Annotated in this window: 19 protein-coding genes and 1 pseudogene; 15 read left to right on the top strand and 5 right to left on the bottom strand. The window is 71.4% G+C overall.

The genetic code is table 11. The features are described from left to right. Nucleotides 1-7: 7 nt before the first annotated feature. The 8 genes from ACFC06_RS08890 (at nt 8) to ACFC06_RS08855 (ending at nt 7260) form a co-directional block, all read left to right on the top strand. The gene (locus ACFC06_RS08890) at nt 8-1048 is read left to right on the top strand and encodes a 2-aminoethylphosphonate ABC transporter substrate-binding protein (protein ID WP_375929212.1); all 1041 of its coding nucleotides are present in this window, start codon (nt 8-10) and stop codon (nt 1046-1048) included. A gap of 28 nt (nt 1049-1076) precedes the next feature. After that, a complete protein-coding gene (locus ACFC06_RS08885; protein WP_375929211.1) occupies nt 1077-2261 on the top strand; it encodes an ABC transporter ATP-binding protein in 1185 nt (394 codons plus the stop codon). Further along, nucleotides 2258-3148, top strand: coding sequence for a 2-aminoethylphosphonate ABC transporter permease subunit (locus tag ACFC06_RS08880; RefSeq protein ID WP_375929210.1), 891 nt, complete (start codon nt 2258-2260; stop codon nt 3146-3148). Before ACFC06_RS08885 ends, ACFC06_RS08880 begins: the two co-directional genes overlap by 4 nt. Nucleotides 3149-3150: 2 nt before the next feature. After that, entirely contained in the window at nt 3151-3948 is a 798-nt protein-coding gene (locus tag ACFC06_RS08875) for an ABC transporter permease (RefSeq protein ID WP_375929209.1), read from the top strand. A 51-nt stretch (nt 3949-3999) separates the two neighbouring features. Further along, complete coding sequence (locus ACFC06_RS08870) at nt 4000-4653, top strand: hypothetical protein (RefSeq protein WP_375929208.1); 654 nt, start codon at nt 4000-4002, stop codon at nt 4651-4653. Between the two features lie 48 nt (nt 4654-4701). Continuing rightward, nucleotides 4702-5556 carry a TolB family protein gene (locus ACFC06_RS08865; RefSeq protein ID WP_375929207.1) on the top strand — a complete coding sequence of 285 codons (855 nt, stop codon included), beginning with the start codon at nt 4702-4704 and terminating at the stop codon, nt 5554-5556. After that, nucleotides 5538-6143: a DUF4126 domain-containing protein gene (locus tag ACFC06_RS08860; RefSeq protein WP_375929206.1), complete on the top strand. Its 606-nt coding sequence runs from the start codon at nt 5538-5540 to the stop codon at nt 6141-6143. The genes ACFC06_RS08865 and ACFC06_RS08860 overlap by 19 nt, the downstream gene beginning before the upstream one ends. Before the next feature lie 64 nt (nt 6144-6207). Beyond that, entirely contained in the window at nt 6208-7260 is a 1053-nt protein-coding gene (locus tag ACFC06_RS08855) for a class 1 fructose-bisphosphatase (protein WP_375929205.1), read from the top strand. A 25-nt stretch (nt 7261-7285) separates the two neighbouring features. Here the strand turns inward: ACFC06_RS08855 and ACFC06_RS08850 are convergent, their stop codons facing one another. Together ACFC06_RS08850 and tkt are read right to left on the bottom strand one after the other, a co-directional pair. After that, on the bottom strand, nt 7286-8002 hold the full coding sequence (locus tag ACFC06_RS08850) for an HAD-IA family hydrolase (RefSeq protein WP_375929204.1): 717 nt from the start codon (nt 8000-8002) through the stop codon (nt 7286-7288). Further along, nucleotides 7999-10035 carry a transketolase gene (gene tkt / locus ACFC06_RS08845; protein ID WP_375929203.1) on the bottom strand — a complete coding sequence of 679 codons (2037 nt, stop codon included), beginning with the start codon at nt 10033-10035 and terminating at the stop codon, nt 7999-8001. Before tkt ends, ACFC06_RS08850 begins: the two co-directional genes overlap by 4 nt. Nucleotides 10036-10170: 135 nt before the next feature. Between tkt and ACFC06_RS08840 the strand changes: the two genes are divergently transcribed. Further along, nucleotides 10171-10839 (top strand): response regulator, encoded by a 669-nt coding sequence (locus ACFC06_RS08840; RefSeq protein ID WP_375929202.1) that lies wholly within the window; start codon nt 10171-10173, stop codon nt 10837-10839. Then, a pseudogene (locus ACFC06_RS08835) lies at nt 10836-11969 on the top strand (GAF domain-containing sensor histidine kinase); the annotation flags it as partial. The gene ACFC06_RS08840 and the pseudogene ACFC06_RS08835, both read left to right, overlap by 4 nt. 18 nt (nt 11970-11987) lie before the next feature. Here ACFC06_RS08835 and ACFC06_RS08830 read toward each other — a convergent pair. Next, on the bottom strand, nt 11988-12977 hold the full coding sequence (locus ACFC06_RS08830) for a class I fructose-bisphosphate aldolase (protein ID WP_375929201.1): 990 nt from the start codon (nt 12975-12977) through the stop codon (nt 11988-11990). A gap of 135 nt (nt 12978-13112) precedes the next feature. Here ACFC06_RS08830 and ACFC06_RS08825 point away from each other — a divergent pair, with 135 nt between their 5' ends. Genes ACFC06_RS08825 through ACFC06_RS08815 form a run of 3 tightly spaced genes read left to right on the top strand, consistent with a single transcriptional unit; the run spans nt 13113 to nt 17819 of the window. Then, nucleotides 13113-15386: an FdhF/YdeP family oxidoreductase gene (locus ACFC06_RS08825; protein WP_375929200.1), complete on the top strand. Its 2274-nt coding sequence runs from the start codon at nt 13113-13115 to the stop codon at nt 15384-15386. A gap of 13 nt (nt 15387-15399) precedes the next feature. Then, nucleotides 15400-16263: a type I methionyl aminopeptidase gene (gene map, locus ACFC06_RS08820; protein WP_375929199.1), complete on the top strand. Its 864-nt coding sequence runs from the start codon at nt 15400-15402 to the stop codon at nt 16261-16263. Further along, nucleotides 16260-17819: a cobyric acid synthase gene (locus tag ACFC06_RS08815; RefSeq protein WP_375929198.1), complete on the top strand. Its 1560-nt coding sequence runs from the start codon at nt 16260-16262 to the stop codon at nt 17817-17819. Before map ends, ACFC06_RS08815 begins: the two co-directional genes overlap by 4 nt. A 28-nt stretch (nt 17820-17847) precedes the next feature. Here the strand turns inward: ACFC06_RS08815 and ACFC06_RS08810 are convergent, their stop codons facing one another. Further along, the gene (locus ACFC06_RS08810; RefSeq protein WP_375929197.1) at nt 17848-18600 is read right to left on the bottom strand and encodes an SDR family oxidoreductase; all 753 of its coding nucleotides are present in this window, start codon (nt 18598-18600) and stop codon (nt 17848-17850) included. A gap of 125 nt (nt 18601-18725) precedes the next feature. On the opposite strand from ACFC06_RS08810, the gene ACFC06_RS08805 reads away from it, so the two are divergent. Continuing rightward, nucleotides 18726-19640: a LysR substrate-binding domain-containing protein gene (locus ACFC06_RS08805; RefSeq protein ID WP_375929196.1), complete on the top strand. Its 915-nt coding sequence runs from the start codon at nt 18726-18728 to the stop codon at nt 19638-19640. A gap of 186 nt (nt 19641-19826) precedes the next feature. Further along, nucleotides 19827-20390, top strand: coding sequence for an alpha/beta hydrolase (locus tag ACFC06_RS08800; RefSeq protein ID WP_375929195.1), 564 nt, complete (start codon nt 19827-19829; stop codon nt 20388-20390). A gap of 4 nt (nt 20391-20394) precedes the next feature. Here ACFC06_RS08800 and ACFC06_RS08795 read toward each other — a convergent pair whose 3' ends face one another. Continuing rightward, entirely contained in the window at nt 20395-21426 is a 1032-nt protein-coding gene (locus ACFC06_RS08795; protein ID WP_375929194.1) for an alpha/beta hydrolase, read from the bottom strand. Between the last annotated feature and the right edge of the window lie 219 nt (nt 21427-21645).

Genomic DNA, 21645 nt, shown 5'->3' with positions numbered 1-21645 from the left:
CGTCATCGTGCGTACTTCCCTCACCGCGCGCCGCCGCGTCGCCCTGCTGCTGGCCGGGGTCACCGCGGTCGCGTTCACTGCGGCCTGCGGTGGCACCGGCACCGAATCCGCGGACGGCCGGACCGTCACCGTCTACTCCGCCGACGGCGTCGGCGGCTGGTACAAGAACCGCTTCGCCGAGTTCACCGCGCAGACCGGGATCGCGGTGAACCTGGTGGAGGCCGGGTCCGGCGAGGTGGTGAACCGGGTGGACAAGGAACAGTCCAATCCGCAGGCCGACGTGGTCGTCACCCTGCCGCCGTTCATCCAGAAGGCCGAGCAGGCGGGCCTGTTGCAGCCCAGCGGGATCGACACCGCCGCCGTGCCCGCCGCCGACAAGGACCCCGACGGCCACTACGTCACCCTCGCCAACAACTACCTGTGCTTCATCGCCAACCCCGCCGTCGATTCGCGCGCCCTCACCTGGGACGACCTGCTGAAGCCGGAATACAAGGGCAAGCTGCAGTACTCCACCCCCGGCCAGGCCGGTGACGGGACCGCGGTGCTGGTGCTGCTGCAGCAGTTGCGCGGCAAGCAGGGCGCGCTCGACTACCTGGCGGCCCTGCAGGCCAACAATGTCGGCCCGTCGTCCTCGACCGGCAAGTTGCAGGCCAAGGTCGACAAGGGCGAACTGCTGATCGCCAACGGCGACGTGCAGATGAACCTCACCACCGTCCAGGAGAAAGGCTCGAAGTTCGACGTGTTCTTCCCCGCCGCCGACGGCAAGCGCTCCACCGTGCCGGTGCCGTACGTGATGGGCCTGGCCAAGGGCGCTCCGCACCAGGCCGACGCCACCGAACTCATGCGTTTCCTGCTCGCCCCCGAGGCCCAGAGCAAGCTCGGCCCCGAGGCGTTCGCCGTGTCGCCGCGCACCGATGTGGCCGCGCCCGCCGAGGGTGGTCCGGCCGCCGCGCTGCGCGGGGTCGAGGTGGTCGCGGTCGACTGGGACAAGGTCCTCGCCGAGCTGGACGCCGATCTCGCGGCGTACCAGAAGGCGACCGGTAGCTGAATCCGGCTGTGCTGTCGAGGAGTTGACGATGTCCGACGGTGACCTCCGTACGAAGTCCACGACCGCTGCCGTGGCGGTGTCCGAACCGGCGATCGTGTTCGACCGGGTCGGTGTCCGCTACGGCCGGGGCCGCAAGGCCACGACCGCGCTGGCCGATTTCACCCTGCGCGTCGCCGTCGGCGAGACCGTCGCGCTGCTGGGCCCGAGTGGGTCGGGCAAGTCGACCGCGCTCAAGGCGCTGGCCGGTTTCGTCCGGCCCACCTCGGGCGCGGTGCGGCTGGCCGGGCGCGATGTCACCGATCTCTCGCCCGCACGCCGCGGGATCGGTGTGGTGGTCCAGTCCTACGCGCTGTTCCCGCATCTGAGCGTGCACGGCAATGTCGCCTTCGGGCTGAAATCGCACCGGGTGCCACGCGCGGAGCTCGGCGCGCGGGTCACCGAGGCGCTGGAGATGGTCGGGATGGCAGGCTATGCGAAGCGGTTGCCGCGCGAGTTGTCCGGTGGTCAGCAGCAGCGGGTGGCCATCGCCCGCGCCCTGGCGATCCGGCCACCGGTGCTGCTGCTGGACGAACCGCTGGCCGCGCTCGACGCGCAATTGCGGCACACCATGCTCGGTGAGCTCCAGCAGTTGCGCCGGGCCCTGCCCGACACGGCCATGCTGTATGTCACCCACGATCAGTCCGAGGCGCTGGCCCTGGCCGACCGGATCGCGGTGATGCGCGAGGCCCGTCTCGTCGACATCGACACCGCCGAGAGCCTCTGGCAGCGCCCACCCACCGATTTCACCGCGGGATTCCTGGGCGGCGCGAATCTGGTGTCGTGCACCGTCAACCATGTCTCCGGGACGGCGGCGCTGGTCAGCGCCGGCGGCAACACTCTGCGCGCGCAGGCCCCGGCGCCCGGGGTCGGCCGCGCCGCCTGGGCACCGGAGGACGAAGCGCTGCTGTGTATCCGGCCGCACACGGTCACCCTCGGCAAGCCCGGTGATCACGAGGCCCTGCGCGCCACCGTGCTGAACGCGGTCTGGCGCGGGGCCTCGACCCGGGTCGAACTGGCCGTCGACGGGCTGCCGGAGAACCTCGCCGCCGACGTACCGGGACAATTCACCGGCGAGTCCGGCGCGATCGTCGGTGTGCGGCTACCGGACCCGGCCGGTGTGCTCATTCCGCGTCCGCTCGGCGACGCGAGTGATGCGGCGGGGGCGGGGCGGTGAGCGCGCCCGTTCTCGATCGCTCCGTGCCCGCCGCGAAACCTCCTGTAGCGCCGCGCAAGTGGGTGCCCATCGTGTGGACGCTGCCGCCGGTGCTCGTGGTGCTCGGCATCGCGGGCTATCCGATTCTGCGGGTGCTGACCGAATCGGTGGAGACACCGACCGGCCGAGGGACCGGAGTGTGGACCTCGGTCCTGGGGTCCGCGGTGTTCCGGGAAGCGTTGTGGCGCACCGTGTCCGTCGCCGTCTGCTCGACCCTGGGCTGCCTGGTGTTGGGCACTTTCCTCGCGGTGGTGCTGGCCTTCGTGCCGTTCCCCGGCTCCGGCGTGGTCGGGCGGCTGATCGACACCATCCTCACCTTGCCGTCGTTCCTGATCACCCTCGCCTTCACCTTCCTCTACGGCACGGCGGGTGCGGTGAACGCACTGCTGGCCGAGCTGACCGGCGCGACGCAACCGGTCGTCGACTTCCTCACCACCCCGCTCGGGGTGATCCTGGCCGAGATCACCTACTTCACCCCCTTCGTGGTGCGACCGCTGCTCGCCGCGTTCGCCCAGCTCCCGCGCGAACAGCTCGACGTGGCCGCCAGCCTCGGCGCGTCACCGTGGCGGGTGCTGCGCCGGGTGGTGCTGCCCGAGGCGTGGCCCGCGCTGGCGGCGGGCGGCAGCCTGGTGCTGCTGCTGACGCTCAACGAGTTCGGCATCGTCCTGTTCACCGGCGCCAAGGGCGTGCTCACACTGCCCGCCCTCATCTACACCCGCGGCATCGTCACCTTCGACCTGCCCGGCGCCGCGGTGCTGGCTTCGGTCCAGGTGCTGCTCTCGCTCGGCCTCTATCTCGCCTACCGGTTCGTCTTCGCCCGGTTCACCGCCCGCCCGAAGGGGGACTGATCGTGCTCGTCTGGACTCCACGCGGAAAAGCGCTGGTACTCGGCGTGTTCGGGATGGTCGTCGCGGTGGTGTTCGTCGCCCCGATCGCCACCGTGGTGGCCGCCGCGCTGGCAGGCGGTTGGACCGGCCCGCTGCCGTCGGATCTCGGCGTCGCCCGCCTCGGTGCCGCGCTCAGCGGCGAGCAGGCCGCGAGTCTGTCGGTGAGCCTGCAGACCGCGCTGCTCGCCGGAGCGGTCTCGCTGGTCCTGGGCACCTGGGCCGCGCTGGCCTCCCGGGAAGCACCCCACTGGCTGCGCCGGCTCACCGACGCGGTCTTCCATCTGCCGGTGGCTGTGCCCTCGGTGGCGCTGGGACTCGGCGTCCTCATCGCCTTCAACGAGCGCCCGCTGCTGCTCGGCGGCACCAAATGGATCGTCATCCTGGCCCACAGCGTCCTGGTCCTGGCCTATGCCTTCAGCGCCGTCTCCGCCGCCCTCGATCGTCTCGACCCCGCCTACCGGCAGGCCGCCGAATCGCTCGGCGCGGGCCCGGTCCGGGTGCTGTTCCAGGTCACCCTGCCACTGCTGCTGCCCGCCCTCGGTGCGGCCGCGGGACTCGCCGTCGCCCTGTCCATGGGCGAACTCGGCGCGACCATCATGGTCTACCCCGCGACCTGGAAGACCCTGCCGGTCGGCATCTTCGCCCAGACCGACCGCGGCGAGGTCTTCGACGCCGCCGCCGGAACCACAGTCCTGGTCGTGGTGACACTGATCGTCCTGGTGATCCTGGGGCGGATCCGCGGACGGGCGGCACTGCGCTGAAGCGTCCCACCACTTCCCGGGGCACCGCCGGGCTCGAGCTAGGTTGAGCCCGTGAATGTACGCGTCATCCCAGGTCGGCTCATCGAAACCCTCGCGCCCGAGGCGACCGGCATGGATCGCCGCGCCTTCGGTGAGTTCATCGGCCCCCAGGGCGAGCTCGCCTCCTACGCCCTCGGCTGGACCACCGGCGCCGACCCGCACATCGCCCGCTTCAGCGTGGGCATCGGCGCGGGCAACCCCGGCGGCGCGACCTTCCACGCCGTCGTCTTCAACCACGAGGACTCCTACGCCTACGCCCTCGTCGACGACCCCTTCGAACAGGTCCCCCAGGGCGGCCCCGACCTGACCGCCGCCGAGGCCCGTGCCCACGACGACCTCCCCTTCATCTGGTGGGTCATCGACCGCGTCGTCGAACAGGACCCCCGCGCCTGGTGGATGCGCCACTGGCTCACCGGCACCCGATCCATCCAGACACCCGAGGTCTTCGCCACCACCGAACCCGTCCTGCTCGTCTCCCACGACACCGACGGCATCTGGCAACTCATCGGCACCACCTCCGCCGCCACCGATGGCCACATCGGCCACCTCCACCACACCATCGACGAAGACCCCACCCTCACCGAAGTCCTCGACCTCGAGCCCGGGCAACAAGCCACCCGCTCGGCCCCCGGCCTGCCCTGGCATCGGGAGAGCTCGACCTACTAGTCCTCGTCGCCACGAAAGGCCGACGGGCGGAATCCAGTTCGGCATCGCGTGGCCGACGGCAACGCCTACGGAGCGGTCCTGCTGTGGGACTGGAACGACCTCGGCACCGTCGAGGAACTCCCGGCCGAGCTGCTGCCGGACCGGGTGCAGGGGCACGCGGCGTGGTCGCCCGACGGTCGGCTGCTGGCGCTCACCGGCAGTGAGCAGCTGGTGGTCGTCGATATCGCGCGTGGTGTGCGATATGACGATGACGAGATCATGGTCGGCGATTGGGATATCACGCCGCGGTTCTCGCCCGACGGTCGTTGTCTCGCCGTCGGCAACAGCATGCAGGGATCGACCTGGCTCAGCATGATCGACATCGGGGCGGACGGCGTCCGCACCGAGCGCTACGCGCGGAACATGCCACCGACCGGGCTGAGCGATCTGGTCCCTTCGGTGGTGTTCGGTCCGGACGGAACTCGCGTCGCCGCGTGGACCCGGAAGGACGAAGGGCGCAGTGGGCCCAACGGCTGTCGCGGTCTGCTCGTGGTCAGGGACGCGGCGACCGGCGACCCGGTGTGGGACCTGAGGGTCGATGACGAGGTGGTCGGCGTACCCGGCGACAGCTGGTGGGCACCGCTGTGTTTCACGCCGTGCGGCGCCTGGATCGCGATCGGTCTCGACACCGGTGTGCTCTGGGTGGACGCCGAAACGGGAACGCCCGCCGCCGGACTCACGCCGGTCGGCGCGGTGCACGCGCTGGCCGGTGCGGTCCACGTCGGTGTGGTGGCGGCGACCGATCGTGGTGTCCACCGGGTGTCGCCCCCGGCTCGACAGCGCCGCCACCGGCGACACGGGGCGAGGGGCCGGGTGGTGTCGGTGGGTGGGCCTACGCTGGGCGGATGTCGGTGCTGCCTCTGATATTCACCGCAGGCTGGGCCAGCGGGATCAACGCGTACGCGGTGGTGTTTCTGCTCGGGGTGTTCGGGCGGATCGGGTGGGCGGGGGACGTGCCGCCGGGGTTGCAGCGCACCGATGTGCTGATCGCGGCGGGGGTGTTGTTCGTGATCGAGGCGGTGGCGGACAAGATCCCGTATCTGGATTCGTTCTGGGACGCGGTGCACACCGTGGTGCGGCCCGCGTCGGGGGCGGTGGTGGCGGCACTCATCGCGGGGCAGGACGATTCGCTGCCGACCCTGTTCGCCGCGGCGGTGGGCGGGACGACGGCGCTGGCCAGTCACATCGTCAAGGCGGGAACGCGCATGGCGGTGAACACCTCGCCGGAGCCGGTCACCAATATCGCGTTGAGCACGGCCGAGGACCTCGGGGTGGGTGGGGTGCTCACGCTGGCGGTGTTCTTCCCGGTGCTCGCGGCGGCGATCGCGGCAGTGTCGCTGGCGATCGGATTGTGGGTGGTCTATCAGTGCGCCAGCCGGATCCGGCGGTATCTGCGCAGGCGGCGGGAACGCCGAGAGCGGCGGCCGGGGCCGGTCGACGCGCTCGAATAGGACCACCCCGGGCCTCACCCGGCAGGTGGATGCCCGGCGGGTGGCGCGGTGGTGTGCTCGGGGCATGTTCACCGATCGACCGACGCTGGCCCAGTTCCTGACCGCCGAGGGGCACCCGGCCACGAGTGATCTGCACGCGCTGATCAGCGATGTCGCCGGCGCCTGCCGTGACATCGCCCGCCGCGTCGCGGTCGCCCCGCTGACCGGCGTGCTCGGCGGCGCCGGGGCGGTCAATGTGCAGGGCGAGCAGCAACAGCAGCTCGATGTGGTCGCCAACGAGATCTTCCTGCGCGCCAACGAAGCGGGTGGACGGCTGGCGGGAATGGTGTCGGAGGAACTCGACGAGTTGTTCCCGATCCCGCGCGGCGTGCTGCGTGGGCGCTACCTGCTGGCCTTCGACCCGCTCGACGGCTCGTCGAACATCGCGGTGAATGTCGGGGTGGGCAGCATCTTCTCGATCCTGCCCGCGCCCGTGGCGGGCGCGGCCGCCACCACCGCGGACTTCCTGCGGCCCGGCCTCGACCAGGTCGCCGCCGGCTACGCGCTCTACGGGCCGTCGACGCAACTCGTGCTCACCGTCGGCACCGGCGTCCACGCCTTCACCCTGGACCCCGGCACCGGCGAATTCCGGTTGACCGCCCGCGCTCTGCGGTTGCCCGCGACGACCGCGGAGTACACGATCAACGGGTCCAACCACCGCTTCTGGGAGCCGCCGGTGCGTCGCTACATCGAGGAATGCGTGGCGGGCGTGACCGGGCCGCGCGGACGGGATTTCAATACCCGCTGGGTCGCCTCGCTCGTGGTCGAAGCCCATCGGATTCTCACGCGCGGGGGCGTGTTCCTGTATCCCCGCGACAGCAAGGACCCGGCGAAGGCGGGCCGGCTGCGGCTGCTCTACGAAGCCGCGCCGATCGCGCTGCTGATGGAGCAGGCCGGTGGTGCGGCGGTCACGGGCCGCGAACGCGTCCTCGAGGTCACGCCGACGAGCCTGCATCAGCGGGTGCCGTTCGTGTTCGGTAGCCGTGAGGAGGTCGAGCGGATCGTGCGCTATCACGCCGAACACGACAGCGCCCGGACCTGCGCGGAGCTGTCCGGGCGCTCCCTGGCCGGCGGATGACCGTGGCGTCGGCCCGGGTGCGGTGTCAGCTGCGGGGTACGGGCCGGGCCGTGCCGCGCAGGAGCCGATCGAACCAGGTGACGAGCTCGGGATCGTCGAGCCCGTCCGCCACCAGCTGCGCCGCCGACAGATCGTGGGTGCGGGTGTAACTGTTCTGCGCGGCGACGCAGCGCAAGCCCGCCGACACCGCCGCCCGGACACCGTTCGCGGAATCCTCCACGGCCACGGCCTGTTCCGGCAGCAGTCCGGTTCGTTCCATAACCTCCCGGTAGACGGCGGGATGCGGTTTCAGCTGGGGCACTTCGGTTCCGGTGACGATCGTGTCGAACACCGCGCCGAAGGTGTGCGCCAGCAGGGGTGCGACCCAGGCGCGGGTGCCGGTGGTCGCCACGTGCAGCCGGATTCCGCCGGTGCGCAACCGGTCGATCAGTTCGACGGCACCCGGCCTGGGCTGGATCTGCCCCTCGGACACCATGTCCCGCATGATGACGGTCTTGCGCCGGTGCAGGCGCTGGGCCAGATCCCAGGACTCGGTGGGGGAGCGGCCGGTGTTCTCGAACCAGTGGGCGAGCCGGTGCGCGCCGCCGGTGATCGCCAGTAGGCGCCCGTAGGTCTCGACATCCCAGTGGTCGGGGAGTCCGGCTTCGGTGAAGGCGGTGTTGAACGCGACCCGGTGCCCGTCGCGTTCGCTGTCGACCAGCGTGCCGTCGACATCGAAGACGACCGCCGTCAGCCGCGTCATCGCGCACCGTCCAGGTAGGCGCGGATGCGCGCGAGCACGGCCGTCGCGGTGAGCCCGTGCCGGGCCAGCACCTCGTGACCGGGTCCGCTGTGCCCGAACTCGTCGATGCCGATCGCCAGATCGACCAGCCCCGCCCACCCCGCGGTGCTGCCCGCCTCGACGCTGACACGCACCGCCGCCGGATCGGGGACGTAGCGGCTGCGGTCCGGTGCCGACACCGCCCGCGCCGGATACCCCTGGGCCCGCAGGCTTTCGGCGACCGCCGCCGCCAGGGCGACCTCCGACCCGGTCGCCACGATCTCGACCGCGCGGCGCGGGTTGCCCCGTGCCACCAGATGCGCACCGGCTGGTACCGGTCGGGGGAAGGCGGCAGCCGCGGACTCGGCGGGCGGCAGGTCCGGGGCGTCGGCGGGCACGCGCACGACCGCGGCCGGTTCCAGTTGCGGTAGCGACTGGCGCGACAGGATCAGCGCGGTCGGGCCGTCGGTGCGGGCGAGGGCGAGTTCCCAGGCGAGCGCGGTCTCGGCGTCGTCGGCGGGGCGCAGCACCCACAGCCCGGGGATCAGGCGGAGGGATTCGAGGTGCTCGACGGGCTGGTGGGTCGGGCCGTCCTCGCCGACAGCGACCGAGTCGTGGGTGAGCACATAGATCACCGGCTGCCCCATCAGCGCCGACAACCGCAGGGCGGGCCGCAGATAGTCGGCGAACACCAGGAAGGTCGAGCCGAACACCCGGAACCCGCCGTGCAGGCTGATCCCGTTGAGGACCGCCGCCATCGCGAACTCCCGGATACCGAAAGCGATCGCGCGGGAGGAGAAGTCGTCGCGGGTGAGCACCGAGCCGAAGGCGGTGCCGGTCGAGCCCGCGAGATCGGCCGAACCGCCCACCAGTTCCGGCAGCACGGCCGACACGGCGGTCAGGCACGCCTGGGAGGACTGCCGGGTCGCCCGCGGGGAGGCTCCCACCACCCTGGCCAGCGCCGCGTGCACACCCTCGGGCAGGACGCCCGCCCTGGCTCGCGCGAACTCCGACGCCGAGTCGGGTGCGGTGGAACCGAACTCGGCGAAGCGGCGCGTCCAGTCGGCGTGGTCGTCGGCGCCGAGCGCGGCGAGGACGGCACAGGTGGCCGCCACGGGCTCGGGCACCGTGAACGGCGGATATTCCCATCCCACAGCCGCTTTGGCGCGCGCCAGCTGATCGGCGCCGAGGGGAGATCCGTGCGCGGCCGCGGTGCCCGCCACCTCCGGGGCGCCGTGCCCGATCACCGTGCGCACGGCCAGAAAGCTCGGTCGCGCATCGGCTTTCGCCCGGCTCAGCGCCGCGTCGACGGCGCCGATATCGGTGCCGTCGGACACCACCTCGGTGTGCCAGCCGTAGGCGGCGAAGCGGGCGAGCTGGTCGTCGGCGCAGGCGCGGTCGACCGCGCCGTCGATGGTGATGGCGTTGTCGTCCCACAGCACGATCAACCGGCCCAGCCCGAGCTGCCCGGCCAGCGACGCGGCCTCGTGGCTGACGCCTTCCATCAGGCAGCCGTCCCCGACGATCGCGTAGGTGCGGTGCTCGGTGACGGCAGGGAAACGCGCGTGGGTCATCCGTTCCGCCACCGCCATGCCCACCGCCATCGCGAGCCCTTGCCCGAGCGGACCGGTGGTGCACTCGACACCGGGTGTCACCCCGAACTCCGGATGACCCGGCGTCCGCGAACCCAGCTGCCGGAACCGGCGCAGCTCGGCGGTGGGCAGGTCGTAGCCGAACACGTGCAGCAGCGCGTACAGCAGTGCCGAGCCGTGCCCGGCCGAGAGCACGAACCGGTCCCGGTCGGCCCAGTCCGGGTCGGCAGGGTCGTGGCGCAGGTGCCTGCTCCACAGCGTCCACGCCATCGGCGCCGCCCCCATCGGCATGCCGGGATGACCGGAGCGGGCGGCCTCCACCATGTCGGCGGCGAGGAACCGCAGGGTGTCGACGGCGAGCTGATCGGTGTCGGGCTGCACTGCGGGCGGGTCGAGGGGGCGGGGGACGGAGAACGGCGACATGGGCGCTACCTTCCGGTCGGGTCCGTCCATCGGACCGCACGCGGGCTCCCGCGGGGTCCCCCCGTCGGGTGGCCGTGCGGGTGAGATGTGCGAAATGCCGGTGGCGGCACCGGTTTTCCGCCGTAGTCTGGGGTGATGCCGGAGGTGCCAGCGACCCCGTTGCGGCTTGTGCTCGTCGACGATCACGAGATGGTCCTGCACGGACTCGACGCGATGCTCGGCCACTTCCCCGACCGGGTGCGCATCGTCGGACAGGCCACCACCGAGACCGCCGCGCTGCGCACCGTCGCCGAACAGCGGCCCGACATCGTGCTCTGCGACGTACGCCTGGGCAGAGCCAGCGGCCTGGACCTGTGCAGGCAGCTCACCACGCAGTATCCCGGCACCAAGGTCGTGCTGCTCACCGTCTACGACGACGAGCACTACCTCTACCAGGCCCTGCGGGTGGGCGCGGCGGGCTACATCCTCAAGCGCGTCGACGGCCGCGAACTCGTCGCCCAGCTGGTGCGCGTCAGCGAGGGGGAGACCGTCGTCGACGCCGCGCTGGCGGGGCGGGTGGCGCTGGCGGCGGCCCGGCTCGACGCGGGGCAGTTCTGGTCCGGCGCGCACCTCGGGCTGACCCAGCGCGAATCCGAGGTGCTCGGCCTGCTGGTGTCGGGGCATTCCAACCGGGCGGTGGCGGGCAAGCTCGTCGTCAGCGAGGACACGGTCAAGACCCACGTGCGCGGCCTGTATCGCAAACTGGGGGTCTCCGACCGCAGCGCGGCGATCGCGGTGGCCCTGCGGGAGGGGCTGTTCCGGTGACCGCGGGCGCCGTGCCGACGGCGGCCGAACTCGCCGCCACCTTCGCCGCCGACGGCGCGCTGCTCTACGCCGTCGACGGCCAGGACCTCGCCGTCGTCGACCTCTGGCCGCCCCATCCCTCGGCGGGCACGCTGAGACTCCAGGTCGGCTTCGGGGTGACCGGCCTGGTCGCGCGCACCCGCGCACCGGTGCTGCTCGACGCCGACTCGCCCCGGAACCTGCTGCACCGCAAGCTCCTCGGCCTGGAGCCGGAGCAGACGATCGCCCGCATGTGCCTGCCGCTGCCCGGCCTGGCCGACGAGGTGGTGGGAGTGCTTGCCCTGCACCGCGACCCGGCCGACCCGTTCGGTCCGGCCGATCTCGCACGCGCCGAACCGTGCGCAGGGGTGCTGGGTCTGTGGTTGCACGCGCAGCGGCTCTGGCGCACGGTCAACCGGCACCGCGGCGAGCGCGACCGGCTCGTCGAGCAGGCCGTCTCCGCGCAGGAGGCCGAGCGGCGTCGCATCGCCTTCGACCTGCACGACGGCGTCACCACCGCCCTGGCGTCGATGTCGTTCCACCTCTCTGCCGCCGACCTCACCGTCACCGAACTCGCCGCGCACCTGCCCGGCACCGCGGCCGACGCCCTGCGCCGCGCCCGCGCGGAACTGGCGAGCGCCCGCGAACTGGCCGATGTCGCCTACCACCAGACCCGGGCCGCCATCTCGGGCCTGCACAGCCTGGTCCTCGACGATCTCGGCCTGGTCGCCGCCATCGAAACGCTGGTGCGCACCGCGAGCAAGGACACCGCCACCCCGCCGATCGAGTTCCTGGTCGACCCGGCCGCCGCCGTCGACGACCTCGCCGACCACGCGGCCGCCGCGCTCTACCGGATCGCGCAGGAAGCCCTCGCCAATGCCGTCGAACACGCACAGGCGCGACGGATCGTGCTGTCGCTGCGCCGCGTCGGCGATTCGGTGGTGTTCGGCTGCTCCGACGACGGCATCGGCTTCGACCCGGCCGCCCGCCGGGCCGCCAGGGCACACGGCGACCAGCACTTCGGGCTGAGTTCGATCGCCGAACGCTGCGCCATCATCGAGGCCTCGCTGCGGGTGGAATCGCTGGCGGGCCGGGGGACGACGGTGCTGGTGGAACTGCCGGTCGGCGGGTCAGCGGGTCGACTCGGCGGCGGTGCGGCAGTTGTCGAGCAGGACCAGCTGGGCCGCCCCGACCTCGGCCGGATCCCCCGCCCAGGTGCGCAGCGCGGCACTGACCAGGGCCCGGCCGAAGGAGAAGGTCACCGGCCAGCGCCGATCGGGGCGCGCGTCGAGGGCGGCGAGGTACTCGCAGACCCGGCCGGTCGGATGCCCGCCGGACAGGAACGCGATGCCGGGCACGGCCGCGGGGACGGTGTCGAGTAGCACCGCGCAGGTGCGGGCCGCGACCTCGGCGGCGGGTGCGGGATCGGTGTCCAGGCCCGGGGTGACGAAGTTCGGCTTGAGCACCAGGCCGGCCGGATCGACCCCGGCCTCGGCGAGTTCGGCGAACAGCGCGCCCACCGCGAGCCTGGTCGCGCGTTCGGCGTCGGCGAGCTCGTGGTCACCGGTGCACAGCACCTCCGGCTCCACGATCGGCACGATCCCGTGCTGCTGACACAGGGCGGCGTAGCGGGCCAGCGCGTGGCCGTTGGCCCGTGCGGAGGTGGGGGTCACGGTGTCGACGTCGAAGACCGCGCGCCACTTGGCGAAGGCCGCGCCGCGCTCGGCATAGGAGGCGAGGCGGGCGCCCAGGCCGTCGAGGCCCTCGGTGATCAGGGCACCGCCCTGGTTGGGCAGCGGGGTGGTTCCGGTGTCGACCTTGATGCCGGGCAGGATGCCGAGTTCGCGGGCGGCCACGGGGAATTCGCGCCCGTCGGCGAGCGTCTGGCCGAAGGTCTCGTCGCACAGGATGATTCCGCTGATCCACCGCGCCAGCCCGTCGGCGGTGAGCAGCAGTTCGCGGTAGTCGCGCCGGGCCCGCTCGCTCGCGGGCACCCCCGCCTGCTCGAGCCGGGCGGACATGGTCCCGATCGACTCGTCGGCGGCGAGGATGCCGCGACCGGCGCCGGTCAGCTGGTGGGCGATCTCGGCGAGGGCCGTGGTGGCGGGGAGGGTCGTCATGCTTGTCAGGGTGGCGGGTCGGGGCGGGCGCCGTCCTCACCCGCGCGGGCGATCCCGGGTATGAGATCGCGCGTTGACAGCGGTGCGGATCGTCGACGAGCCTGGGGGCAGGTGCCGACGAGAAGCGAGGCGGTCATGACCACGATCGAGGACCCGCGGGACGACCTGTCGGTCACCCCACCCAAGACCTGGGCGGCCGGCGTGCCGGGGGTCGTACACGCCCTGGACTACTCCCTCGCGCAGACCTCGCCCGCCCGCACCGCGCTGACGCTGCTCAACATCAACCAGACCGAGGGCTTCGACTGCCCCGGCTGTGCCTGGCCCGAGCCGAAACATCGGCACAAGAACGAGTACTGCGAGAACGGCGCCAAACACATCGCCGACGAGGCCACCACCCGCCGCGTGACCCGCGAGTTCTTCGCCACCCACCCCGTCGCCGAACTCGACACCATGTCCGACTACTGGCTCAACCAGCAGGGCAGACTCACCGAGCCGATGGTCAAACGTCCCGGCGCCACCCACTACGAACCCCTCGGCTGGGACGAGGCCCTCGACCTGGTCGCCGCCGAACTGCGCGGCCTCGACTCGCCCGACCGGGCCCTGTTCTACACCTCCGGCCGCGTCGGCAACGAGGCCGCGTTCCTGCTGCAGCTGTTCGCCCGCGCCTACGGCACCAACAACCTGCCCGACTGCTCGAACATGTGCCACGAGTCCAGCGGGTCGGCACTGACCGAGACCCTCGGTGTCGGCAAGGGCAGTGTCTCGCTCGACGACATCTATCAGGCCGACCTGATCTTCGTCGTCGGCCAGAACCCCGGCACCAACCATCCGCGCATGCTCACCGCCCTCGAACAGACCAAACGCAACGGCGGCACGATCGTCGCGGTCAACCCGCTGCCCGAGGCCGGGCTGCTGCGCTTCAAGAACCCACAGGTGCCGCGCGGCGTGATCGGTCGCGGCACCGCCATCGCCGACCAGTTCCTGCAGATCCGCCCCGGCGGCGACCTCGCGCTGTTCCAGATGCTCAACCGGCTGCTGCTCGACGCCGAGGACGCGGCCCCGGGCACCGTGCTCGACCACGCCTTCATCGACGCGCACACCAGCGGTTTCGCCGACTTCGCCGCCCACGCCAGGACGATCGGCTGGGAAGAGACCCTGCGTGCGACCGGTCTGCGCCGCGAGGAGATCGAGGAAGTCCACCGGCGGGTGCTGGGCAGTGAGAAGGTCATCGTGTGCTGGGCGATGGGACTCACCCAGCACAAACACGGTGTACCGACCATCCGCGAGATCGTCGACTTCCTGCTGCTGCGCGGCAATCTCGGCCGTCCCGGCGCGGGGGTCTGCCCGGTGCGCGGGCACAGCAATGTGCAGGGCGACCGCACCATGGGCATCTGGGAGCGGATGCCGCAGTGGTTCCTCGACGCGCTCGGCGCCGAGTTCGGCTTCACCCCGCCCTCGGCCCACGGCCTCGATTCGGTCGGTGCCATCCGCGCCATGCGCGACGGTGCCGCCGAGGTCTTCGTCGGCGTCGCGGGCAATTTCGCGCGCGCCACCCCCGACAGCGCGGTCACCGAGGCGGCACTGCGGCAGTGCTCGCTCACCGTGCAGATCTCCACCAAGCTCAACCGCTCACACACCGTCTGCGGCGAGACCGCGCTGATCCTGCCCACCCTGGGCCGCAGCGATCGCGACATCCAGGCCACGGGGGAGCAGTTCGTCACCGTCGAGGACTCGATGAGCGAAGTGCACGCCTCCCGCGGCCGTCTCGACCCCGCCGCGCCCGGACTGCTGAGCGAGGTCGCGATCATCGCCGGACTGGCCCGGCGCACCCTCGGCCCCGGCGGCACCATCCCGTGGGAGGACTTCGTCGCCGACTACGGCACCATCCGCGACCGCATCGCGCGCGTGGTGCCCGGCTTCGCCGACTTCAACGCCCGCGTCGCGCGACCGGGTGGGCTGCGGCTGACCAACCCGGTCAACGAGGGCGTCTACCGCACCGCCACCGGCAAGGCCCGCTTCACCTGCAACGACTTCACCGAACTGGCCGTGCCGCCGGGCTACCTGCTGCTGCAGTCGCTGCGCTCGCACGACCAGTGGAACACCATCCCGTACGCGAACAACGACCGTTACCGGGGCATCCACCACGCCCGCCGGGTGGTCCTGGTCAACCCCGAGGACCTGGCCGAACGCGGCCTCGCCGAGGGCGCCACGGTCGACATCGTGAGTGTCTGGCACGACGGCACCGAGCGACGCGCCGAAGGCTTCACCGCGGTCGGCTACCCGGCCAGCCGCGGTTCGGCCGCCGCCTACTACCCGGAGACCAACGTGCTGGTGCCCCTGGACAGCGTCGCCGACATCAGCAATACGCCCACCTCCAAGGGCATCGTCGTCCGATTGGAACCCGCCTAGCTAGACTCGGCTCATGTCCGTGCGCACCCGTCAGCCACTCGTTCCCGGCACCCAGTCGCCGATCCGGGACGTCCCGCGTTCCATCGAACGCCCCGAATACGTGTGGAAGAAGACCGCCAACGAGGGCAGCGAACCCTGGGTGCAGACCGCCGAGACCATCGAGAAGATGCGCATCGCGGGCAAGATCGCCGCCCAGGCGCTCGACGAGGCGGGCAAGGCGGTGGCGCCCGGCGTCACCACCGACGAACTGGACCGCATCGCGCACGAGTACATGTGCGACCACGGCGCCTACCCCTCCACCCTCGGCTACAAGGGCTTCCCCAAGTCCTGCTGCACCTCGCTCAACGAGGTCATCTGCCACGGCATCCCCGACTCGACGGTGATCCAGGACGGTGACATCGTCAATATCGACGTCACCGCCTACATCCACGGCGTGCACGGCGACACCAACCGCACCTTCCTGGCCGGCGATGTGGACGAGGAGGTGCGCCTGCTGGTCGAGCGCACCGAGGAGGCCACCAACCGGGCGATCAAGGCGGTCAAGCCGGGCCGGGCGCTCAATGTGATCGGCCGGGTCATCGAGGCCTACGCCAACCGCTTCGGCTACGGCGTGGTCCGCGACTTCACCGGCCACGGTGTCGGCCCCACCTTCCACAGCGGCCTGGTGATCCTGCACTACGACCAGCCGAACATCGAGTCGGTCATCGAACCGGGCATGACCTTCACCATCGAGCCGATGATCAACCTCGGCGGCATCGACTACGACATCTGGGACGACGGCTGGACCGTGGTCACCAAGGACCGCAAGTGGACTGCCCAGTTCGAGCACACCCTGGTCGTCACCGAGACGGGCGCTGAGATCCTGACCCTGCCGTGAGCGGGGCCGCGCTGCGCGGGGCGCTGCTGATCGCCGGGACGACCTCCGACGCGGGGAAAAGCGTTGTGGTGGCCGGGATCTGCCGGATGCTGGCGCGGCGCGGGGTGCGGGTGGCGCCGTTCAAGGCGCAGAACATGTCCAACAACTCCGTCGTCACCCTCGACGGCGGGGAGATCGGGCGGGCGCAGGCTCTCCAGGCGCGAGCGTGTGGGCTCGAGCCGAGCGTGCGGTTCAACCCGGTGCTGCTCAAACCCGGCAGTGACCGCCGTTCACAGCTGGTGGTCCGGGGCAAGGCCGTCGGAACCGTGGGGGCGCGGGACTATTTCACCCGGCGCCAGCAGTTGCGCGAGGTGGTCGCGGACGAACTCGCCTCGCTGCGCGCCGAATTCGATGTGGTGATCTGTGAGGGTGCCGGGTCGCCCGCCGAGATCAACCTGCGGGCCACGGATCTGGCGAACATGGGTCTGGCGCGGGCCGCCGACCTGCCCGTGCTCGTGGTCGGCGATATCGACCGCGGGGGAGTGCTGGCGCACCTGTTCGGTACGGTCGCGGTGCTGGAACCCGAAGACCAGCAACTAATTTCGGGATTCATCGTGAACAAGTTCCGCGGTGACGTCGCCCTGCTGCGACCCGGCCTCGATCAGCTCACCGCCCTCACCGGCCGCCCCACCCTCGGCGTCCTGCCCTTCGCCGAAGACCTCTGGCTCGACGCCGAGGACTCCCTCGGCACCGTCGCGGGCACCCCCGTCGGCCGCCCCGGCTCGCCACACGGCAGCGAATGGCTCACCGTCGCCGCCGTCCGCCTGCCCCGCATCTCCAACTCCACCGACATCGAAGCCCTCGCCTGCGAACCCGGCGTCGCCGTCTGCTGGGCCGACGGCCCCGACCAGCTCGCCACCGCCGACCTGGTCGTCGTGCCGGGCTCCAAGGCCACCGTCTCCGACCTGGAATGGTTGCGCGCCAAGGGGATCGACGCGGCCCTGCGCGCCCGCGCCGCCGCGGGCCGCCCGATCCTGGGCATCTGCGGTGGCTACCAGATGCTGGGCCACCGCATCGTCGACGGCGTCGAGCACTCCGCCTCCGGCACCGGACAGCCGTGGATCGTGGACGGACTCGGCCTGCTCGACCTGGACATCGAATTCGCCGACCCCAAGATCGCCCGCCAGGTCACCGGGCACGCGGGCGAGATCCCCGTCCACGGCTACGAGATCCATCACGGCCGCGTCCGGCGCACCGGCGACCCCGCCTGGCTCACCATCGACGGCGCCCCCGAAGGCAGTGCGCGCGAGACGATCTGGGGCACCCACGTCCACGGCCTGCTCGAATCCGACGAGTTCCGCCGCCACTGGCTCACCGAGGTCGCCGCCCGGGCCGGACGCACCGGCTTCACCGTGTCTCCGGCCACCTCCGTCGCCGACACCCGCGCCGCCCAGCTCGACCTGCTCGCCGACCTGATCGAACAACACCTCGACCTCACCGCCCTGGACCACCTGATCCGCCACGGCGCACCCACGGGCCCACCCGTCATCCGCACCGAGCTGACCAGCACCCGCTGAGCGGAGCGCCGCGGCGATACATCGCACGTCAGCGGGTGGTGTAACCGCCGTTGGCGAAGATCGTCTGCCCGGTGATCCAGCCGCCATCGGTGACCAGGAACTCCACCAGGGGCGCGATGTCCTCGATGCGGGTCAGGCGTCCACCGAGTGCCTGGGACTTGTGGAACTCCACCCGCTCCGGGGTCTCCTGCGGATAGAAGAACGGGGTGTCCATCGGGCCCGGCGCCACATTGTTGACGGTGATGCCGCGCTCGGCGAACTCCTTGGCCGCGGCCCGGGTGAAGTGTTCGACGGGACTCTTGGCGCCGGCGTAGGTGGAGTAGCCGTCGGTGAAAGCCGCCAGCAGCGAGGTGACGATCGTGACGACGCGGCCACCGTCGTTCAAGCGCCTGCCCGCCTCCTGGAGGAAGAAGTAGGCGGCCTTGGCGTTGATGTCGAACATCGCGTCGTATTCGGCCTCGGTGGTGTCGAGGATGGGCTTGCGCAGCACCTTGCCGACGGTGTTCACGGCGATGTCGACGCCGCCGAACTCCGCGACCGCGGTGTCGAACATCCGCACCACCTCGGCGGGCACGGTCAGATCGGCCTGGAACTTCACCGCCCGCGCTCCGGCGGCCTGCGCCGCGGCCACCGTCTTGTCGGCGTCGGCCTCGCTGGCATCGCTGTTGTAGTGGACCAGCACGTCGGCGCCGTCCTCGGCGAGGGTGGCGCTGATCAGCCCACCCAGGTTCTTCGCCCCCGCGGCCACCACGGCGGAACTACCGGTCAAAACCCCTGCCATCGCTGTCTCCTCACGTCGGTGTCGCTTGCTGATGTCCTCAACGCTAGGCAGGTCCAGAACAAAGGGGAAACAGTACTTTCTGACCGATCCACAAATTCTGTTTGTGCCGACGGTAGGCTTCAGGCATGGACGACGATCGCGCGCCGCGCCCGGACCGGCCGCTGGACCTGCATCGACTCCAGCAGTTCCTCGCCGTCGCCGACACTGCCGGATTCACCAGTGCCGCAGCGCGATTGCACCTGACCCAGCAGGCGCTGAGCACCGCGATCCGGCAGTTGGAACGGCAACTGGGCGTGCCGCTGTTCGACCGCTCCGGGCGTCGTCTGCGCCTCACCGCGGCGGGGGAGGTGTTACGCGACGGAGCCCGCGCCCTGCTCGCGGCCGCGGCGAGCCTGGCCGAGCAGACCCACCAGGCGGGCGTCGAGGCGCCGCGCCCGTTCGTCATCGGTCACACCCCGGCCATCACCTCCGAGGAGGTGTACCTGCTGTTGGCGCCGGTGCGGGCGCGACTGCCCACCATCTCGGTCACCGCTCGGCAGATGTTCCCCGACGCGCTGGTCGGGGCGCTCTACGACGGGGAGATCGACCTCGCGCTGCGGCGCGGCGTGGCGATGCCCGCCGACCTGGCCTCGGCGATCATCGCCTACCACCCGGTCCGCGTCGCGGTGGCGAACACGCACCGGCTGGCCGAGCGCGAACGGGTGCGCATCGACGATCTGCGCGCGGAATCGGTGATCGTCTGGGCGCCGCCGGGGCACTCGTTCTACACCGACTTCCTGCTCAGCACCTGCCGCCGTGCCGGGTTCGAGCCGCGCTTCGTGGTCAACCGCGTCCAGGGGACGGCGCCGGTCACCGCCGTGGCCGACAACGACTGCGTCGCGTTCGTGACCGCACCTGTCGGCCCGGCCCTCGGCGGCCTGGTGCGCGTACTCGAGCTGGCCGACCCACCCCTCGCTCCCACCCAGGCGCTGTGGCTGCCGCACACGGTCTCACCGGTGCGCGATCTGATCACCGTGCGGCAGTCCGCCGGCGAAGGGTGATCGGGGCATCGGCAGCGGACCCGCTGTGCCGGCGATCGCCTCGCGGACGGGGACGGCGCGGCTGTGACAGGTCTGTCAATTCGGGCCTCCTGGATTGGGAAACCGCAGGACACGGGCAGAAACAGACCGGCCGGGCGGAGCGGAACGAGCTGCCGTGTTCAGCCCGGCCGTGTACCGTACACCGGCATGAAATCTCGGCAGATCACGGTCGGTGACCAGGCCTGGACAGTGCGGGTCGACGGCCCGTCCTCGCGGCACAACGTGCTGCTGCTCCCCGACGCGGACGACCCTGCCGACGTGTTCGACCAGGTGTGCGCCCGGCTGCACGAATCCGACCTGCAGACCGTCGTCGTGGAGTCGGTCGCCGGGCTCGACCCGGCCGGGGTGCACGCGATCCTCGACGCGCTCGAACTGCCGTATGTCAACGTGGCGGGCCGGGGCGCCGGTGCCGCGCTGGCGTGGAAGGTGTGCGCGGGCCGGTTCGGGCGGTTCATGAGCCTGGTCGTCGCCGACCACGGGCACCCCGCGGTGCCCGCCGCCGACGGTGCCGTGCCCGACCCCGCCTGTCCGCCGCTGGAGCTCCCGGTCACCATGCTGGTGACCAAGAGCCTGCCCCGCGCCACCGCCGACGCCTCGGGCCGCTACGTCTACGGCGAATTCCGGGTGGTCCCGCTCGAGGTCGACAATGTCGCCACCGACGGCGCCCACGAGCTGGCCACCGAGATCGTGCTGCGCACCAGCCTCTGGTAGCGGGCTAGGACTTGCGGTAGGTCGCCAGCCAGTCGAGCCAGCTGTCGGTCTCCTGGAAGGCGTTGGCGCGCACCGCTTCCGAGGACAGGAACACGTCGTGGCGGGCGCCGTCGATCGGCACGATCGTGGTGCGCTCGCCCAGGCAGCCCGCCCAGCGCTGGATCTGCTTGACGTCGAGCACCGCGTCGGCCACGTCGACAGCCGGGCTGTGCGCGCGGGCGAACTTGCTGATCCGTGAGCGCAGGATCAGCGCGGGCACGCCGATCGCCAGTCCCTGGTGCAGCCGGGCCTGCCCGCGCCGGATGGCCCGCAGCCAGCCCAGCCGCACCGGCTCGCCCGCCAGCGGCTTCCAGTCCAGGTCATAGCTCCACTCACCGGCGCGGGTGTGGTGCAGGCTCTCGCCGTAGGCGGTGCTCACGCCCATGCCGGGCAGGGCGGCGAAGCCACGCACCTTGCCGACGGCATTGATGATCGGGGTGCCGACGGTGCGGTAGTAGGCCGGGCCCTGCAGGTCGAACCACGGGCTGTTGAGCACCACCCCGACCACGCCCGCCGCCGCGGAACCGCCCGCGGCCTCGAGCCGGTCCAGCCACAGCGGCGCGACCAGCCCGCCGGTCGAATGCGCGACGATCAGCACGTCACGGCCGGTTTCGGCGCGGGCGATCCGCAGCGCCTCGTTCAGTTCGGCGTCGTAGAGCGACAGGTCGCTGACGAAGTGCGCGCTCTGCCCGGCCCGCCGGGAGCGCCCGCACTTGCGCAGGTCGAGGGCGTAGAAGCGGTGGCCGCGGGCCGCGAAGTGCTCGGCCACGTGCTCCTGGAAGAAGTAGTCGGTGAAGCCGTGCAGGTAGAGCACCGTCGGCTCGGACGCGGGGGCGGCGTTCGCGGGCAGATAGCGCACCAGGGTGGCCACCACCTCGCCCTCGCCGTCGGGATCGGGTCCCAGCGGCAGCGTCCGCTGCTGGTAGTCGGTGCCGAGCACGTCGGATTGCCACTGCTCGTCGGTGCGATCGGCGGTGCCGAGGGTTTCGTTCGTCACACCGCTCAATCTATCGCGCGGTCATCGCGACGTGCAGCGTTGGTTTACGTCACATTCCGGAGGTCGGTTGCAGAACTCCGGACAGCTGAGGTGCACAATTGGCCTTAGGTGAACGACGGGTAACCTACCTCCCGGCGATTCACCGCGAGTCGCATGACCACCCGAAGCGCCCGCGCCCAAGCCGACTCACCCGCCGGTGGGTAGCTGAGAAGGACAAGG

This window comes from Nocardia sp. NPDC056064 (assembly GCF_042266925.1).
Taxonomy (GTDB): Bacteria; Actinomycetota; Actinomycetes; order Mycobacteriales; family Mycobacteriaceae; genus Nocardia.
This window is presented reverse-complemented; position numbering and strand designations above follow the sequence as displayed.

Coding starts and splice junctions, on each gene's coding strand:
- tkt (WP_375929203.1), bottom strand. CDS start 10,035: ATGTCGCCGTTCTCCGTCCCCCGCCCCCTCGACCCGCCCGCAGTGCAG.
- ACFC06_RS08825 (WP_375929200.1), top strand. CDS start 13,113: ATGACCACGATCGAGGACCCGCGGGACGACCTGTCGGTCACCCCACCC.
- ACFC06_RS08860 (WP_375929206.1), top strand. CDS start 5,538: ATGTCGGTGCTGCCTCTGATATTCACCGCAGGCTGGGCCAGCGGGATC.
- ACFC06_RS08830 (WP_375929201.1), bottom strand. CDS start 12,977: ATGACGACCCTCCCCGCCACCACGGCCCTCGCCGAGATCGCCCACCAG.
- ACFC06_RS08840 (WP_375929202.1), top strand. CDS start 10,171: ATGCCGGAGGTGCCAGCGACCCCGTTGCGGCTTGTGCTCGTCGACGAT.
- ACFC06_RS08805 (WP_375929196.1), top strand. CDS start 18,726: ATGGACGACGATCGCGCGCCGCGCCCGGACCGGCCGCTGGACCTGCAT.
- ACFC06_RS08800 (WP_375929195.1), top strand. CDS start 19,827: ATGAAATCTCGGCAGATCACGGTCGGTGACCAGGCCTGGACAGTGCGG.
- ACFC06_RS08855 (WP_375929205.1), top strand. CDS start 6,208: ATGTTCACCGATCGACCGACGCTGGCCCAGTTCCTGACCGCCGAGGGG.
- ACFC06_RS08850 (WP_375929204.1), bottom strand. CDS start 8,002: ATGACGCGGCTGACGGCGGTCGTCTTCGATGTCGACGGCACGCTGGTC.
- map (WP_375929199.1), top strand. CDS start 15,400: ATGTCCGTGCGCACCCGTCAGCCACTCGTTCCCGGCACCCAGTCGCCG.
- ACFC06_RS08810 (WP_375929197.1), bottom strand. CDS start 18,600: ATGGCAGGGGTTTTGACCGGTAGTTCCGCCGTGGTGGCCGCGGGGGCG.
- ACFC06_RS08885 (WP_375929211.1), top strand. CDS start 1,077: ATGTCCGACGGTGACCTCCGTACGAAGTCCACGACCGCTGCCGTGGCG.